This is a genomic window from Kosakonia oryziphila (assembly GCF_900094795.1).
Taxonomy (GTDB): Bacteria; Pseudomonadota; Gammaproteobacteria; order Enterobacterales; family Enterobacteriaceae; genus Kosakonia; species Kosakonia oryziphila.
Genome location: NZ_FMBC01000008.1, coordinates 106,232 through 120,795, shown reverse-complemented (window position 1 = coordinate 120,795; position 14,564 = coordinate 106,232). Strand labels below are relative to the sequence as shown.

The following is a 14,564-nucleotide window of genomic DNA, read 5'->3' as shown; positions in this document are numbered from 1 at the left end:
AATCTGCTCAGGATAAAGCCCTTTTTTACGGCAGTATTGCGCGAGCTCTGTTTCGCTGAGTGTGGCGGTTTCAATAATCACAGCCAGCCGGGCTTCGGCTGACCACTGGTCTGTGGTTTTGTCTGCACCCGGCACCGGTATTCCCTCTGCTTTCGCCTTGTTACGCCAGTAATAGAGGGTAGCTTCCGATATCCCTTCCATCTGTGCAACTGCGGTGACGGTCATGTTGTAAGGCGGCAGTAATTTAGCCAGTGCAGCAGCTTTACGTTCTGGTGAAATTCGTTTCACGATCTGTTCCCATCCTGTCATTAGTATTTCCGATGGGGGTGACAACTATCCTGACAGAGGGGGGTATCAACCTACAACAAGTTGTATTTGTTGGTATATGTGATGCTATCTCCTCGTTCGATAAAATCTTGTACCAACATCCATATGAAGCCTCAAATGGCATTAACCGATGTGAAGGTAAGAAGTGCAAAGCCAATGGACAAGCCTTAGTACTGCTGGCAGCAGGACGGTACTCTCGTTTTAGCGGAGATCACCGCTATGTTTTTATGCAGTTTATGACTTCAGCCGATAGTGCGACTGCACCAGACCCGAAGGGAAGCTGCGGCTTGATAGCAGAGTCAAATCTATATCTCCGGTCAGGGATCCGAACAACGGTTTTCCCGAACCAAGCAGGACGGGAACGGTAGTGATAACGATATCGGCGACCAGACCTTCGCGCAGGAACGACTGTATTACCTGCCCACCATCGACATAGACGCGATGCGCATTCTGCACTGCCAGGTCAGCAAGCACCTCCCCTGGCGTGCGGCATGAGAACTGCACTTTGCCCTTTAGCTCATCGGGAACGGGGGTATCGGTTAGCTGTCGGGAGAGCACCAGCACGGGTCGATCATAAGGCCATTCGTCAAAGGTCAGCACCTTCTCATAGCTACCTCTCCCCATAACAATCCAATCTTTGTCCGCGATGAATGCTGCATAACCATGATCTTCTGTCGGGTCATCGCGCTGCAACAGCCAGTCAATACCCAATAGCGCGATTCAGGGTTAACCTAGCCGCACAATGACTCGTTAAACTTGAGCTGCTTTAGTGGCTCAACATTTTTCTTCGCAACTCTGGCATCTTTATTCAGCACGATGTCCAGACGCTCATTGATTGCTTCTTCCGTGATGGCACATCCTGTCCTTGCTAACTCCATCACTACGTAGCCGATAGCTTTCGCCATCTCATCTGAATCACTGTTGTTAGTCTGCATAAGCCCACCTTAAAGCTAAGTGAATTCAACTTATCTGACTATTACTCCTTCATGTGCGAGGTTACCAGGTCGTTCCTGTTGTTCCGGTTGTTCTATATATGTTTTTAGGAAGTAACTTTATGTATTTACTGGATTATATGATTTATATATGGAACGACACTGGAACAATATTGAAGAGATTTGGAACAATCAGACCGGGGTATGTTGTTTTGTGTCATAGCCAATCTGATCTCTTAATACCCTGCATGCGATATCATTCAGAGCGACGCTGATATCCTTTGCGAGCACGGATTGACGTGATGGATTTTTACGCTGTTGCTATTCAAGTGAAAGATAACTGATTAATTAAGGATGAAAATTTATGGATCTACGTATCAATGATTTAGCCAGAACAACCATTTTTTCTCTGCTGCTCATCAGTGGATATGGCTATGCAGGCAGTAATATCGTCACGGCTGAGCAGGCGATGAGCTGTAATACAGCCGCTACCCCTGGGGCCGGTGATGCGTGCCCCTATCCATTTGACGTTGAAAAAGCCGATGATGCATTCAGAAAAACTGTCAGCCATGCAATGGATAAGGCTGGCCTGGGTAAGCTATGGGAAAATAAAGGGATTCTTCGTGGGCCCCAGACACCTCTGGAGCCAGTGACCATTTCGGGCGTGACCTGGTTACGTTCATCTTCCTGCGAACAGCATAATTGCGGGGATCACTATATTGCATACCTTTACCAACCCAATCTGAAAGCCTTCGTGGGTCTCTACAGTAATGGGGGTAAAAAGCTGTTAATTGGCAATCCGGATGCAGCCCAACTGAAATTTCTGCAGTCTCATTGATCTAATTTCTTTCTGATAAAAGTATTCAGGCATTGTATTCGTGCCTGAATACAAATAATCCCGCATCCCGCAATGACGTATCGCAGTCACTGGTCTTTGCAACATTACAGCCAGCCCTCTGTTCTCATTCAATTATTAAGAGGTAAAAAACATGACTACAACGTATTTCCATTCAAACTTCTGCGTTGTGGTAGAGGCTCTCGGCTGGGCGGGGAGCAAAATGGTGTTTTCTTTCAGGCGAGTCAGTGGTTTGGGAAGTCAACAATACCCAAGTTCTTCTACAAAAAGTAGGTCAGAAAAAGCCACCAAAGCAGTGTAAGTAGTAGCATCTGGGCGATCATAATTAGCCAGCCTGAAATCGTTAACGGTTTAGGCGTTGAGACCGAAACAAGTGTATGGCGTCACTTGCGTCCGAAATGCATGGCCAGTTCCATGTTGTGTCGGCAGAGGAACAAAGCGGAGAAGACGTTATTGTTGATTCCTCTCCACCTCAGAATCAGCGCAGGAGGAGAGTTAAATCTTCGAGCCTATAATTCTGGAGGCAACGGCTTTCGCCGCTTCAAGCTTTGCTTTCCCGGCTTCAGAATGCGTGCCAGATTCAAATGCTTTGAAGTTAAGCTCAATGTTCGCTTTGGCCTTATCGATGAACAATTGAGGCAGTTCTGAACAAATAGACTGAAAAATGATTTCATACGCTAAAGCACGACACTGCAAATCATTAATCACTTCTTCTACTGGCTTCATAATCTCTCCTTACGAAATACTCTGGCGCTCATCGGCAAACAAGAAATGCTCTGTCGTGAGTACCCCTGCAATGTGAATATTTAATATCGTTCAGTTAGACAAATAAAACCAGAGGAAGCCATCACCAAACTGGACCCTGAGGTCACAGAAACTGAAGGAAAATCAGGAAGTGAGCTAAAAAGTTCGGATGAGTAGCGCACACAGCCAATAAAATAGTGTCGATCTCTTACAGTAGCCCGCAGGCAAGCACTCACCTGATAAACGTTGCGCGAGTGGATGACTCAGAACCGATCGGCAATAAAGTGTTCGCTCAGGTGGTGCAGGGCACTTAATCTTTCTTATCTTCTGTTTCTCTGATCAGCCCGTGGTTTTCACCCGTTTGATATCCCTGCTGATTTGTATCTGCCGGTGCGGATGCCCGGCACACATAGGCAAAAAATTTTTATTTTGTAGCCTTGAAAAACGGATGGAAGGAATTATCTATTGGATCGGACAAGCAAAGCTTGCCTGTATGTTGAGCTTTTGAATTGATGATTCAGGAGGTTAATTATGGCACTCAGAACATTGTCAGCACTTCCGGGCTTTTCTGATTCTGTTTTTGCTGACCGTTTTAATCGTATCGACAGGCTGTTCAGCCAGTTAACGGGCGACGCTCCGGTCACTTCATTACCCGCTTATGACCTGAAAAAAATCGATGCAAGCAATTATCTGTTAAATGTAAGCGTACCTGGCTGGAAGGAAGACGAACTCGAAATCGAGACGGTCGGCGGAACGCTGAATGTTTCTGGTAAGCACTCTGAAAATGAATCTCAGGATGAGCAAGGCTGGATATATAAAGGCATCCGCCGTTCTGATTTTCGTTTGAGTTTCACTTTGCCGGAGCACACCAAAGTCAGTAATGCAAAACTGGAAAGCGGGATTTTGCAGGTTTCCATTTATCAGGAAATCCCGGAGAGCGAAAAACCACGCAAAATTGCGATTGAGAATACACAGAAAGCCATTGAACATCAGGCTTGATAATTGACGTTATGCCTAATTTTTCCGGGCCCGCTTTGGCGGGCCTTTTTTGTTTTCCGCTTCGTTCGGCGTGTGGCAAGCGAAGTGGAAAATAAAACTGGCAGACGCGACATCGTTTCTGCCAGTGAAAGAAGTTAGTGCTTGTCAGAAGTCATATCCCTTATGCATGTTATAACTTACCTTCATATTATTTACTAATCGCAAATTACGGTATCCCGATTCAGAAATTTAATGATCCAGGTACTAATGCTAGCCGCGACTTCAAGCCCGCTTATCGTCCCGTGCGGGATTTTTATGATATCAGGCCTTGCTCGCCTGCAATGCGACAGCGACCAGGCCGTTGAGCATGGGATTTGGGCGGATAGCCGCCGGGCAGAAAGTGCTCCCGGCGGGAAACATCTTCAGAGCGAGCTTTTACCCGGCAGGCCGCGCACCCGAATGGGCTCTTCGACGGCGTTCGCGGCGAGCAGGCGCTGAAGGGCGGAGATCGCGGTATCGGTCAGTTCATGTCCTTTGGTCAGCACCATTAATCCATTGGTGGTACGAATATCTTCATCGACGACCCAGCCCGGCATCAATTCACGGATACGTGCGGAGCGAACCCCCTCACCATTCGAGCGAAAATCTGACAGCGCTTTGATGAGATATTCAGGGAGTGCCGGACGTGCCGCACGCAGGATATCCCACGGGCGCTCCAGGCTCCAGCCGCGCGCGGCGTGCCGTTCCAGTTCCAGTGCGGCGCGCAGTAGCTGAGAGCCGCGTACCACTTCTAACGGCGCGTCGGCAGGGGGCTCTTTCGCCTGGTGACGAATGATCGCCGCAACCAGTTCAAGACGCGGGATTTGCTCCACCAGTCGGCCAGCAACGTCCGGATGTTCATGCAGCAGTTTTTCCTCTTCCACCGTCAATTTACGCTGTGCGGCATCAGCCTGAACGATGTCAGCAGGAATGCCAACACAGCCGATCTGACTCAATGACGCGGCGAGGGTATAGAGCCACTCATCGTGCCACCCCAGTTTCGGCAATGCGTGGCGAACGCAGGACTGCGCAAAAGCCGCTCGCTGAAAAGCCCAGGGAGCGACCATCGCCAGTATTTCTGTGAGCGTTTTTACCGATGCAGAAAGTGTGGTCGCCAGCAGCTCTTTTTCTGCGCAAACGAGCCGGTACTGACGAACCGCATCATTCAACGTCGCTATCAGATCTTCTTTTGGGCACGGTTTACAGAGATAGCGGAAAATAGCACCTTTATTAATTGCCGCGATCGAGGACTCCACATCGGCCTGTCCGGTGAGAAGGATCCGCACGCTGTCAGGCGAGGCTTCCCGCGCTCTGGATAAAAAAGTCGCGCCATCCATTCCCGGCATACGCATGTCGGAGAGGATCACAGCAAAAGGTTTTCCGCTGCGAATCGCATCCAGACCGGCTTCACCGCTGTGTGCTGTCACCACATCAAACACGTCAAACAGATTTCGCGCGATGGCCGCGAGCACATTGGGTTCATCGTCGACACATAACACGCGGGGTAAGGAAGTATCAGTCATTGAGCATCTCCTGCCATGCGGGCAGTTGGTCCAGCATGCCGGTTTGTTCGAGATAACGTTTATCGGGAACACCATGATTGGCAAGGGTGACCGCAACATGGACGACACCGATCATGCCAAAGGTTTTTTCCGCTGAGCGTGAAGGTTGTACATGGCCTGCTACAGCTTCAATGATGTCCATCGGCAGCCCCCACAGCGCCAGTAAATAGGCGCCGATGGCGGCGCGCAGCGGGATATCATCCTGCTCAGTCGTCGTTTTGTCGCTGGTGGTCCTTAATTCAGGAATGAGCAGCGCAATATTGGCCAGCAGTGCCGCAGTAGCTTCCCGTTCCCGCTGCCTGGAGATACGTGCCGCCAGCATTGAGGCGCGAAGCGCAGTCTGCTGTAGCTTATCCACATAGGGATCGGTACCGGCATCGGCATAAATCTGCGACGCCAGTACCAGCAATTTCACTTGTTCCTGCCCCAGGTGAATGATCGCATTACCAATGTCATGAATATGTTCTCCCCGGTTGAACCAGGCGGAGTTCGCCAGTTGCATAATCCGGGCGCTGAGCGCCGGATCGCTCGCCAGCAGCCCGGCAATCTCCCGGGTATTCGTCCCCGGATTGGCAAGAAGGCGGTTAATTTCCGCAAATACTCTCGGGGCGGGAGGAAGCTGATTTATTTTTCCGACCAGCGTGACGACGGCGGGATCTCTGAAAAGCGTGCGCAGTGCCAGCGCGTTTGCCACCATCTCCAGTAATTGCGTACTGTCGCAGGGTTTGGAGACGAACCGGTGCGCAACGCCCAGCATACGAACCGTCGCTTCGGGTTCTGAGTAACCGGACAAAATGATCCGGATCGTGCTGGGCCAGCGGTTACGTACCTGCGTCAGGAACTCTGCGCCATCCATCAGCGGCATGCGCATATCCGACACCACAACGTCGGCCGGGGTTTCTTCCAGCAGGCTCAGCGCTTGTTGACCGCTGGTGGCGAATCGGCATTTCCACTCGCTGTCCTGCATCATTAAGGCGCGCTCAATCCCCGAGAGGATGCGTGTTTCGTCATCGACGAACATCACCTGCATGCTTACTCCTCCTGTTGCACGAAGAGGGGAAAGCTCATGATGAACGTAGCGCCAGAGCCGGGTTTCGACTCGCAGCGTATCTGTCCACCATGCTTGTCCACGACGGTCGAGTAGGCAATTGCCAGCCCCTGTCCGGTGCCTTTGCCCACCGCTTTGGTGGTGAAGAAAGGATCGAAAATGCGATCGCGTATCGCCTCAGGGATGCCGGTGCCATTGTCGGCGACGCGAATCTCCATCATATCGCCGACCTGCTCCGCAGAGACGAGGATATGCCCTTTTTCCCGCTCGCGGGTCTGAAGGCTGTCCGCAATAGCGTGTGCTGCATTGACAATAAGGTTAAGCATCGCCTGGCCGACCATATCGCGCAGACAGGGCAGAAGCGGCAAATCACTGGCGAAGTGGGTTTCCAGTTCCGCCACGTATTTCCACTCGTTGCGGGCGACGGTCACGGTGGTATTGATGATGTCGCGTATGTCCACATACTCCTTTTTATTTTGCGAGGGATGGGAGAACTCTTTCATGGCAGCGACAATCCGGGAGATATGACCAAGCCCGTCGAGTGATTCATCTAAAGACTGGGGGATCTGACGGCGCAGAAACTCAATTTTGCTGCTCTTGAGCAGAGTATCGAATGTTGCAAGCGTTGGCTCGTCGGCCATTTTTTCCCGCATCACGGCGGCCATGGCGATCGCCGCATCCAACAGGTTGAGCAACGAATAGTTGGCGGTCTTCACGAATCCGACATTGTCAGAAACATACTGCGTGGGTGTATTAATTTCATGAGCGATCCCGGCGGCAAGCTGGCCGATAGACTCCAGCTTTTGCGCCTGAAGAAGCTGCGCCTGTGTGAGACGTAGCTCAGCAAGCGCCTTCTCTAACTCATGGCGCTCGTTTTCCAGTTCGATGGTTTTACGGGCAACCACTTTCTCCAGTCCCACATTCTGCTCAAGAATGGCGAACGGGGTCATGTGGCTGTGTCGGCTCTCCTGCGCAATGCGTCGCTTTAACACTTCGATGGTTTTGTCCCGCGCGACAAGTTTGCGTTGATAATCGGCAAGGGAGAGTGTTGCGACTGCTGCTTCGGATGACGGAGACATTATTTACCTCCTATTGCCATGCCCGTGAATGTCTGGTTGACGTGCAGCCCGTTATACTGCTCGCCATAAGTTGAGAAACCCACGATCCGGTTTTGCACCATAAAATTGCCGATCTGCAAGTCAAGTTCTTCCTGCTCAAACTGCAAACGCCGCAGGATACAGTCGCAGCCAATAATCACAGCCGGTTCCGGTATGGTTTCATGAACTTTTGCCAGCGCCCGATTAAAAGTTTCGAGCGGATCTCCCGCAATGCCAATCGAGACGATCAACCCTTCCTCAATCGCGCAGTAACAGGTCAACGAGAGATCATCGTTCATTTTCTGGATCGAGCGGACATAAGGTTCGTCACCAAAAGAGAGCACTAGCGGATTGCGGGAAAAAACGGTGGGTGTTAGTTCTGCCACGGTGATACCCAGCGATTCGGCATACACCTGTGCGGCTGGCTCGCCGTTGATTTCCCGGATCAGCCGTTTTTCGGGATCGGCCTCGGTAATGATTAATTCCACCTCGCCGGGTTCGAAATGCTGAACTTTAAAAATCTCCACCGGTGAGGACGTTTCTATAACCGCGAACACTGCGGCATCGGAAAGAAACTCACCTTCACCGTTATAGACGTAACTCTTTTCGAAACGCAGATCGTCACCCGCAGAACCGCCGATAACCGGAATGTTTCCCGTCTGTTGATAGAGATTAGCGATAAGGCGTTCTTCAGCCATCGACAAGCCATCAACCAGTAACAAACCAAATCGTTGCAAATTGGGTCTGGCCGCGCTGTCGCGACGGATCTCCTCGGCAATTTCTGCAATGGTTGCGGAGTAATCGGTCAGGGGATGAATCACAAAAGAGCGGGTACGAAATTTGGCACCCAGACCAAGCCCTAACAGCCCGGAATGCTGGAAACCGTTGGTGCCGATCTGCCCGGATGAGGTACATCCAATACAGGGGCAGCGAAATGTTTTTTGCATCTCACGGCCCAGAATATTCAGGTCATAGTCCGGGGAACAGAAGAAAATAACCGTCTCGGGTTCGTCCGGAACCATCTGTCTGGCAAATTCCGCAACCGCCAGCACGGGGTCAGTCAATTCGCTAATTGCATATCGGATCTGGAAATTCACGTTGTTTCTCCTAATGCTAAAGCGTGGCCTGGCTGGCGGCGTTGTGCAATCAACGCCGCAGCGCGTTGGGTTTAAAATGATTGCCAGTTTTCGTTGGCAGTCGCGTTTCGGGTGACTTTGCGCGAAGGCGTTTTTGCCGCCGTGGTAGTTTGTGTTGCCTGCCCTGAAAGGGCGGTCACGGGGTGACCTCCTAAATCAAAGAGCGCAATGGCGTCGTTTAATCGCCCGGCTTCTTCTTCAAGAGCGATGGCATTTGCTTTGGCCTCCTGAACCAGTACCGCGTTCTGTTGCGTCGCCCGATCCATTTCTGTCATCGCCTGGCCAATCTGATCGATGCCCTTACTCTGCTCGTCGGAAGCAAGGGTGATTTCACCCATCAATGCATTAACCTGACCTACGGTACTGATAATTGTCGACATTGCCTCTCCGGCCTCTTGTACCTGCTCTGCGCCCGTTTTCACTCTGTTAACGGATTCACTAATCAGTGCGTCGATCTCTTTAGCGGCCTGGGCGCTACGCTGCGCAAGTAAACGTACTTCGCTGGCGACGACAGCAAAGCCTCGTCCCTGTTCTCCGGCGCGTGCTGCTTCCACTGCCGCATTCAGCGCCAGCAGGTTGGTCTGGAAAGAGATGCTGTTTATTACGCTGGTGATATCCGCAATCTTCTGCGAGCTTTCCGAAATACCGTGCATCGTGGCGACAACTGTCGACGTAATATCACCGCCTTGTTTCGCCACCTGTCTTGCGTTTCCAGCAAGTTTTTGTGCTTCGCGTACGTTTTGCGCGTTGTTTCTGACAGTCGATGTCAACTCTTCCATACTGGCGGCGGTTTGCTGAAGCGCCGCGGCCTGTTGATCCGTGCGACCGGAAAGATCTTCGTTCCCGGTGCGGATTTGGTTGGTGCTGGTAAATATGGTGGCTGAGCTGCCCTGAATCGCCTGCACGGTTTTGTACAGATTTTCCTGCATCCTCTGAATAAAGGGGATCAAGCGACCGGCGCAGTTACGACCAAACTCCTCAAGCCTGGCGTGCAGCTTGCCGCTGGCAATGGTCTCAAGGTGCCTGGCAATGGTTTCAAGCGGTTTAACCAGATAATTGACCAGATAACGATCGGTTAAGAACAGCGTCACAATACCGGCGATTAACGCGCTGATCAGTACCAGTTCGTTAAAACTAACTTTCGCCGTGGTTTGTGTGAAGAAGTCATCATTTTGAATGGCTTGGGTATATTTTTCTGCGGTCACGCCAAATTGCACGCTCAGCGGTGGATAGGTTTTGCGAAACAGTTCGCGGAACTGATCGGGCTGCTTATCCTGCGCTGCTTTATACATAGGAATAACGGCGTTGTTCAGCAACGTTTCCCAGTCCTGAACCATGCTCTGAACAATCTCATCGCTGACGCCGGGATGCTTGCTCTGGCGGAACTTCGCCAGCATATCCTGGCTGATCTCCAGCGCTTTACTTGCGGAAATCAATGTCTTATCTGCATTGGCATCATCGCCGGTCTGGCGGTAATCCACAGCGCGCAGCATGCGTGTTACGGTGCGGAAATATTGGTCGTTGCCTTTAACCAGGTAAGAGTATGAGTTTTTTTGCGTAGCATTCTGCGTTAATAAGTTTTCGATGGTGGCGAAGTTAAATAATGTCATCGCCGTGGCGATGCCCCAGATGCAACTGAACAGCACGAGGATGAGTAAAACCATTTTTCTGATTGTTATATCGCGAAGTATTTTCATCGTATTTCCCCACTACGTATTGGGTAAGCTTTTCTGCGGCACTGTGATGAGCCGCAAGAAAAAGAGTGCACTTCTTAAACTGCAATTATTGTTGGTTGTTATAGGGTCGCATCACACCTCGCTTCGATATTACATTCAATAATGTGCAGGTTATCCTTGAGAGCCTCTAATGAGACTGGACGACCTATGTAATATCCTTGTGCAACGTCACATTTGTATTTTATTAATTGCTGCAATTGCTCTTGTGTTTCAATACCTTCCGCAGTTACTTCAAGGTTGTAATCTTTGCCGAGCCCAATGATCTTTTCCACAATACTCTTTGCCGATTGTGAATCGTTCATCGCGAAGATAAATGACTTGTCGATTTTTATGCCATGGAAAGGAAAACTGTGCAGGTAATAAAATGAGGCATAGCCAGTACCGAAATCATCGATCAGCAGCCGGATACCTAAGGTTTTTAATTCTTGCATTACGGTATGTGCATTTTCGGGGCTACATAATGTCACGGTTTCAGTGACTTCAAGTTCAAGACGTTCTGCCGGGAAATGGGTTGCTGCCAGTACGTTTTTAATGCGTGTGGTAACATCGCTGTCTTTGAATTCTATCGGGGAAATATTGACTGATACAGAAATATGGTTAAATTCCTTGCCGATATCCCGGCAGGCATTGACCAGCACCCAATCCGTCAGGTCGGTAATAATTCCAGACTCCTCAGCCAGCGGAATAAACTGATCCGGCATCAGTAACCCGTGACGTGGGTGTAGCCAACGCACCAGCGCTTCGACAGAGTGAATGCGGCCTGCATGAATGTCGAAGCGAGGCTGGTATACGAGAAATAATTGATCTTCTTTAATCGCTTCCCGTAATTCATTTTCCAGTTCGCGTCGTTGTACGATCTGTTTCGCCATGTCAGCCTGATATAAAACAAAATTGTTACTACCCAGATTTTTGGCTTCATACAGAGCAATGTCTGAGAAGCGTAACAAATCGCTGGCCGTCAGGGCATCTTGTGGCGATTGTGCCGCGCCGATATTGACGCCGATAGAGACTTTATTGCCGGACACGTTAAATGGCTCGCTGATGACCGCAATAATGAGCTGGCAGAGATCCCGGATATCCTCTTTTTTATGAATAGCGGGGGCGATAATAATAAATTCATCACCGCCCTGGCGTGCGACCAGATCGGTTGCGCGTAAACAGTCACGCAATCTCTGTGCCACCTCGCCCAGTACCTTATCGCCAGCTCTATGACCGTAGATATCATTGACCAGTTTAAAATCGGTCAGATCGAGACTAAGCATCACCAGCGTGCTATTCGCTTCACTGCGTGAGTGCAGTTTTCCGTCGAGGAATTCTTGCATCATGACGCGGTTCGGCAGACCGGTTAACTCATCGTGATAGGAGAGGAAGCGAATACGTTCATTGGACTCCACCTCCAGCGTCACGTCAGAAGCCGTACCACGAAAGCCGATCGCGCCATCCGGCAGGGTGATTCTTTTTAATGTGATATTGCAGTAGCGTTGGCTGCTGAGCGCGGAAACATAACGGCAGTGCGACAACGTTAAATAATCGCCCGGATGCGGCAGTGTTAACCAGTGGCTGATGGTTTGCTGGCTGTCGACTAAAAAATCGGTGAAGCTTCGCCCCAGCCACTCTTCAATTCGATGACCTGTGATCACCGGAAAGCGGGCAGAAATCCAGGTAAGGGCAAAGTTTTCATTGGCTTCCCAGATCCAGTCTGTCGTGGTTTCAACAATATCTCTGAAACGCTGTTCGCTGGCGGATAACGCTGCGCGGCTTTGTTCCAGCAGAAGGGTTTTTTCATCATGCATGCGCGCTTTCGTTAATGCTTTACGCATCAAACTTATGGCGAATAGAACAGAAACCACCATCAACAACATCAGTAAAGGCAGCACTTTGCTTAACAGTGTTTCAACGGGGTTTTTGCTCTGCCATTCGACATAAATGCGATCGTTTCCAGCCGTAAGAAACATAGCATCTTTGCGCATTGCTGCCACTTCAGGCGACAAAGTGCTTAACCCATTAATTTCGTACTCGTTGCCAAGTTGCTGAAACTTTTGCGGCGTGAGCTTATCGACAAAGATCATCACCGCATGCTCTGCTGGATTTATCCCGGCAGTAGTGGCATCCTCCGGCATGATCCATGATGCGGCGACGAGTGTGGGCTGGTTATGGATAGCGATCAGCCGGGTGAAAGCGGCTCCCTGGTTAGTGGCTAATGTTGTCATTAACGTGTTGGTCAGGTTCACGCCTAACCAGGTTTCAAAGGAAACATGCCCGAGCTGGCCCTCCAGCACGCTATAGCGGGTTACGCCATCCGGCGACAGGACAAAAACGCCTTCATATTGAAACTTATTAAAAAGCGATTTTCCCAGGTTCTGCATGCCCCATGCCCAGTGCACATTCACGGTACTTGTCAGATTTTGAAAAGCCTCATCCCAATTGGCGTAATCAGCAAGATGTAATCGTAAGTTTTCCTGACTGTTTTCAAGTGCTTTAGTCAGCAAATGCATTTTTTGCCGATGCTCAGTTTTCTGAAGGTCGCTTTTTGTCTGGATGAGGGTGAAAAGGATGGTAAAAAAGATGAATATCATTAGCACCAGCATTAATGTTGCTGTCTGCTTGAGTATCCCATGCGTATTGCCTGCCAGCGAAGGCAGGTTTTTATCATCGAGAACATGCATGCTTCACCTTTTTCTTGTGATGAATAAAATACGCGGGTCTTTTTACATTAACGGCCTGCGCTGTGTTTTATTTAATGCAAATATCATCGGTGACACTTTTTTGTGATAGTTATCAAACTTCATTCTGTTTTTAATTTTTATATGTGCCTAAGTATTGATTTTTCCTTAAGTTGGTGGTCTGAAATGCTATAAAAACGTTTTTTGCAAGATTGATATTTTTTAATGTCGGTAACTACTAATATGAAACACCGGTTTTAAATATATTTTATATTCTTGTTTTGCCAGTGATGTATTTATCGTATGCAAAATCAATACGTTGTTTATTAATAGTAAGTATTTTCTTATGCAGGATAGTGTAAATACCTCCTGGTGGGTATTTTTGGCGTGAGTCTGCTAGCGGGATGACAGAAAAAGAGGCCTGTGCGTGTCTTGCTAATCCCCTACAAGCCTTTGCGGTGGGAGGTTATTGTTCTCCCACCGGGTTTACTTCACATTAGAATGTTTTACGCAGACGCAGGCTGATTGCCTGAGCGTCGAAGTGCGGCGCAGTAGAAAGGTCATAACGCGCGCTGAGACTCAGGTCGTCATTCTGTACCAGCGCTACTCCGGCACCGATATCCGCAGTATCGGACACCGGCATGGCACCGAAGCTGGTGAAGCGCGTTTCGCCCTGCACATCGGCGACGTACCCGTTGTTGGAGAACAGATCTACAGACGAACTATTATCGATATACATACAGGAATCGTTGCTGTTACTGCCGGAACTCATAAACGTGCCGTTATTGGTAAAGGTACCCATATTGACAGACTGGAACGAGAGCGCGTTACTCGTGGGGCTGGCGACACTTCCGGTAGAGGTGATTGCCACCGTATCAAATAAACCAATAAAAGAACTTTGACCTTCTGCTGTGGAAATCTCTGTACCAATTGCTGCCTGACTTGCAGGAGTGAATGACATCCAGACAGTCGCCATTGCAAGCAGCAATGGCTTCTAACGAAAGGCAGACCTATGCATAATTTTTCATTCAAAAATAAAATATAATTGCTGGATCTTTGTCCAGGCAGGAGTGGCAGCAGAAAAGGACGTACCTGAAACGTGGGATGATGATGTCCTTACCGATATTACTTTATCGGCATGTTCCCGAAGGGCTGTAGGGGAAAGATCAAAATATATAGTGCATTTATTTACCTATTGCGTTTGCCAGATTGCCTCTTCGGTCAGTGTTAAGTGTTAAAAGGGGCCGCGTTGGTTTTATTCTTTTATATACACTGTTCGTATGGCTTTCCATTAAAATGAGAATGAGATTCATCTCATGTATTAATTTCTTTGAAACATTAAGAAAAAATTAATTTTTCATTTCATTGATGCGTTTTTTTGCAAAATGAGTAACATAATTGATTCATTGATAAATAAATTACCTGTGGTAATGTTTCATTTAAAAT

12 protein-coding genes and 1 pseudogene are annotated in these 14,564 nt (G+C 49.2%); 2 read left to right on the top strand and 11 right to left on the bottom strand.

Features of this window, described 5'->3' with window-relative positions; genetic code table 11:
- From GA0061070_RS05925 to GA0061070_RS05915, 3 genes and pseudogenes are all read right to left on the bottom strand, one after another.
- Window positions 1–288: transposase (locus GA0061070_RS05925; RefSeq protein WP_167353538.1), on the bottom strand; the 288-nt coding region annotated here is incomplete at its 3' end.
- Between the two features lie 273 nt (window positions 289–561).
- A pseudogene (locus GA0061070_RS05920) lies at window positions 562–1,032 on the bottom strand (dihydrofolate reductase family protein); the annotation flags it as partial.
- A 26-nt stretch (window positions 1,033–1,058) separates the two neighbouring features.
- Window positions 1,059–1,262: a hypothetical protein gene (locus tag GA0061070_RS05915; RefSeq protein ID WP_090134479.1), complete on the bottom strand. Its 204-nt coding sequence runs from the start codon at window positions 1,260–1,262 to the stop codon at window positions 1,059–1,061.
- Window positions 1,263–1,623: 361 nt separating this feature from the next.
- Here GA0061070_RS05915 and GA0061070_RS05910 point away from each other — a divergent pair, with 361 nt between their 5' ends.
- Window positions 1,624–2,097: an Ivy family c-type lysozyme inhibitor gene (locus tag GA0061070_RS05910; protein ID WP_090134477.1), complete on the top strand. Its 474-nt coding sequence runs from the start codon at window positions 1,624–1,626 to the stop codon at window positions 2,095–2,097.
- A 513-nt stretch (window positions 2,098–2,610) separates the two neighbouring features.
- Here GA0061070_RS05910 and GA0061070_RS05905 read toward each other — a convergent pair.
- Window positions 2,611–2,841 (bottom strand): hypothetical protein, encoded by a 231-nt coding sequence (locus GA0061070_RS05905; RefSeq protein WP_090134475.1) that lies wholly within the window; start codon window positions 2,839–2,841, stop codon window positions 2,611–2,613.
- A gap of 549 nt (window positions 2,842–3,390) precedes the next feature.
- Here GA0061070_RS05905 and GA0061070_RS05900 point away from each other — a divergent pair.
- A complete protein-coding gene (locus tag GA0061070_RS05900; RefSeq protein ID WP_090134474.1) occupies window positions 3,391–3,858 on the top strand; it encodes an Hsp20 family protein in 468 nt (155 codons plus the stop codon).
- A gap of 401 nt (window positions 3,859–4,259) precedes the next feature.
- Here GA0061070_RS05900 and GA0061070_RS05895 read toward each other — a convergent pair whose 3' ends face one another.
- The 7 genes from GA0061070_RS05895 to GA0061070_RS05865 all read right to left on the bottom strand — a co-directional run bounded on the left by GA0061070_RS05895 (window position 4,260) and on the right by GA0061070_RS05865 (window position 14,079).
- The gene (locus GA0061070_RS05895; protein WP_090134472.1) at window positions 4,260–5,399 is read right to left on the bottom strand and encodes a response regulator; all 1,140 of its coding nucleotides are present in this window, start codon (window positions 5,397–5,399) and stop codon (window positions 4,260–4,262) included.
- Window positions 5,392–6,468: an HDOD domain-containing protein gene (locus GA0061070_RS05890; RefSeq protein ID WP_090134469.1), complete on the bottom strand. Its 1,077-nt coding sequence runs from the start codon at window positions 6,466–6,468 to the stop codon at window positions 5,392–5,394. Before GA0061070_RS05890 ends, GA0061070_RS05895 begins: the two co-directional genes overlap by 8 nt.
- Window positions 6,469–6,470: 2 nt before the next feature.
- On the bottom strand, window positions 6,471–7,565 hold the full coding sequence (locus GA0061070_RS05885; protein ID WP_090134467.1) for a sensor histidine kinase: 1,095 nt from the start codon (window positions 7,563–7,565) through the stop codon (window positions 6,471–6,473).
- Window positions 7,565–8,680 (bottom strand): FIST N-terminal domain-containing protein, encoded by a 1,116-nt coding sequence (locus tag GA0061070_RS05880; protein ID WP_090134466.1) that lies wholly within the window; start codon window positions 8,678–8,680, stop codon window positions 7,565–7,567. The genes GA0061070_RS05885 and GA0061070_RS05880 overlap by 1 nt, the downstream gene beginning before the upstream one ends.
- Before the next feature lie 71 nt (window positions 8,681–8,751).
- Complete coding sequence (locus tag GA0061070_RS05875) at window positions 8,752–10,416, bottom strand: methyl-accepting chemotaxis protein (protein ID WP_090134464.1); 1,665 nt, start codon at window positions 10,414–10,416, stop codon at window positions 8,752–8,754.
- 98 nt (window positions 10,417–10,514) lie between these two features.
- Entirely contained in the window at window positions 10,515–13,121 is a 2,607-nt protein-coding gene (locus tag GA0061070_RS05870; protein ID WP_090134463.1) for a bifunctional diguanylate cyclase/phosphodiesterase, read from the bottom strand.
- A 493-nt stretch (window positions 13,122–13,614) separates the two neighbouring features.
- The gene (locus GA0061070_RS05865; protein WP_090134461.1) at window positions 13,615–14,079 is read right to left on the bottom strand and encodes a hypothetical protein; all 465 of its coding nucleotides are present in this window, start codon (window positions 14,077–14,079) and stop codon (window positions 13,615–13,617) included.
- Window positions 14,080–14,564: the final 485 nt, after the last annotated feature.

Coding starts and splice junctions, on each gene's coding strand:
- GA0061070_RS05915 (WP_090134479.1), bottom strand. CDS start 1,262: ATGCAGACTAACAACAGTGATTCAGATGAGATGGCGAAAGCTATCGGC.
- GA0061070_RS05910 (WP_090134477.1), top strand. CDS start 1,624: ATGGATCTACGTATCAATGATTTAGCCAGAACAACCATTTTTTCTCTG.
- GA0061070_RS05905 (WP_090134475.1), bottom strand. CDS start 2,841: ATGAAGCCAGTAGAAGAAGTGATTAATGATTTGCAGTGTCGTGCTTTA.
- GA0061070_RS05900 (WP_090134474.1), top strand. CDS start 3,391: ATGGCACTCAGAACATTGTCAGCACTTCCGGGCTTTTCTGATTCTGTT.
- GA0061070_RS05895 (WP_090134472.1), bottom strand. CDS start 5,399: ATGACTGATACTTCCTTACCCCGCGTGTTATGTGTCGACGATGAACCC.
- GA0061070_RS05890 (WP_090134469.1), bottom strand. CDS start 6,468: ATGCAGGTGATGTTCGTCGATGACGAAACACGCATCCTCTCGGGGATT.
- GA0061070_RS05885 (WP_090134467.1), bottom strand. CDS start 7,565: ATGTCTCCGTCATCCGAAGCAGCAGTCGCAACACTCTCCCTTGCCGAT.
- GA0061070_RS05875 (WP_090134464.1), bottom strand. CDS start 10,416: ATGAAAATACTTCGCGATATAACAATCAGAAAAATGGTTTTACTCATC.
- GA0061070_RS05870 (WP_090134463.1), bottom strand. CDS start 13,121: ATGCATGTTCTCGATGATAAAAACCTGCCTTCGCTGGCAGGCAATACG.
- GA0061070_RS05865 (WP_090134461.1), bottom strand. CDS start 14,079: ATGTCATTCACTCCTGCAAGTCAGGCAGCAATTGGTACAGAGATTTCC.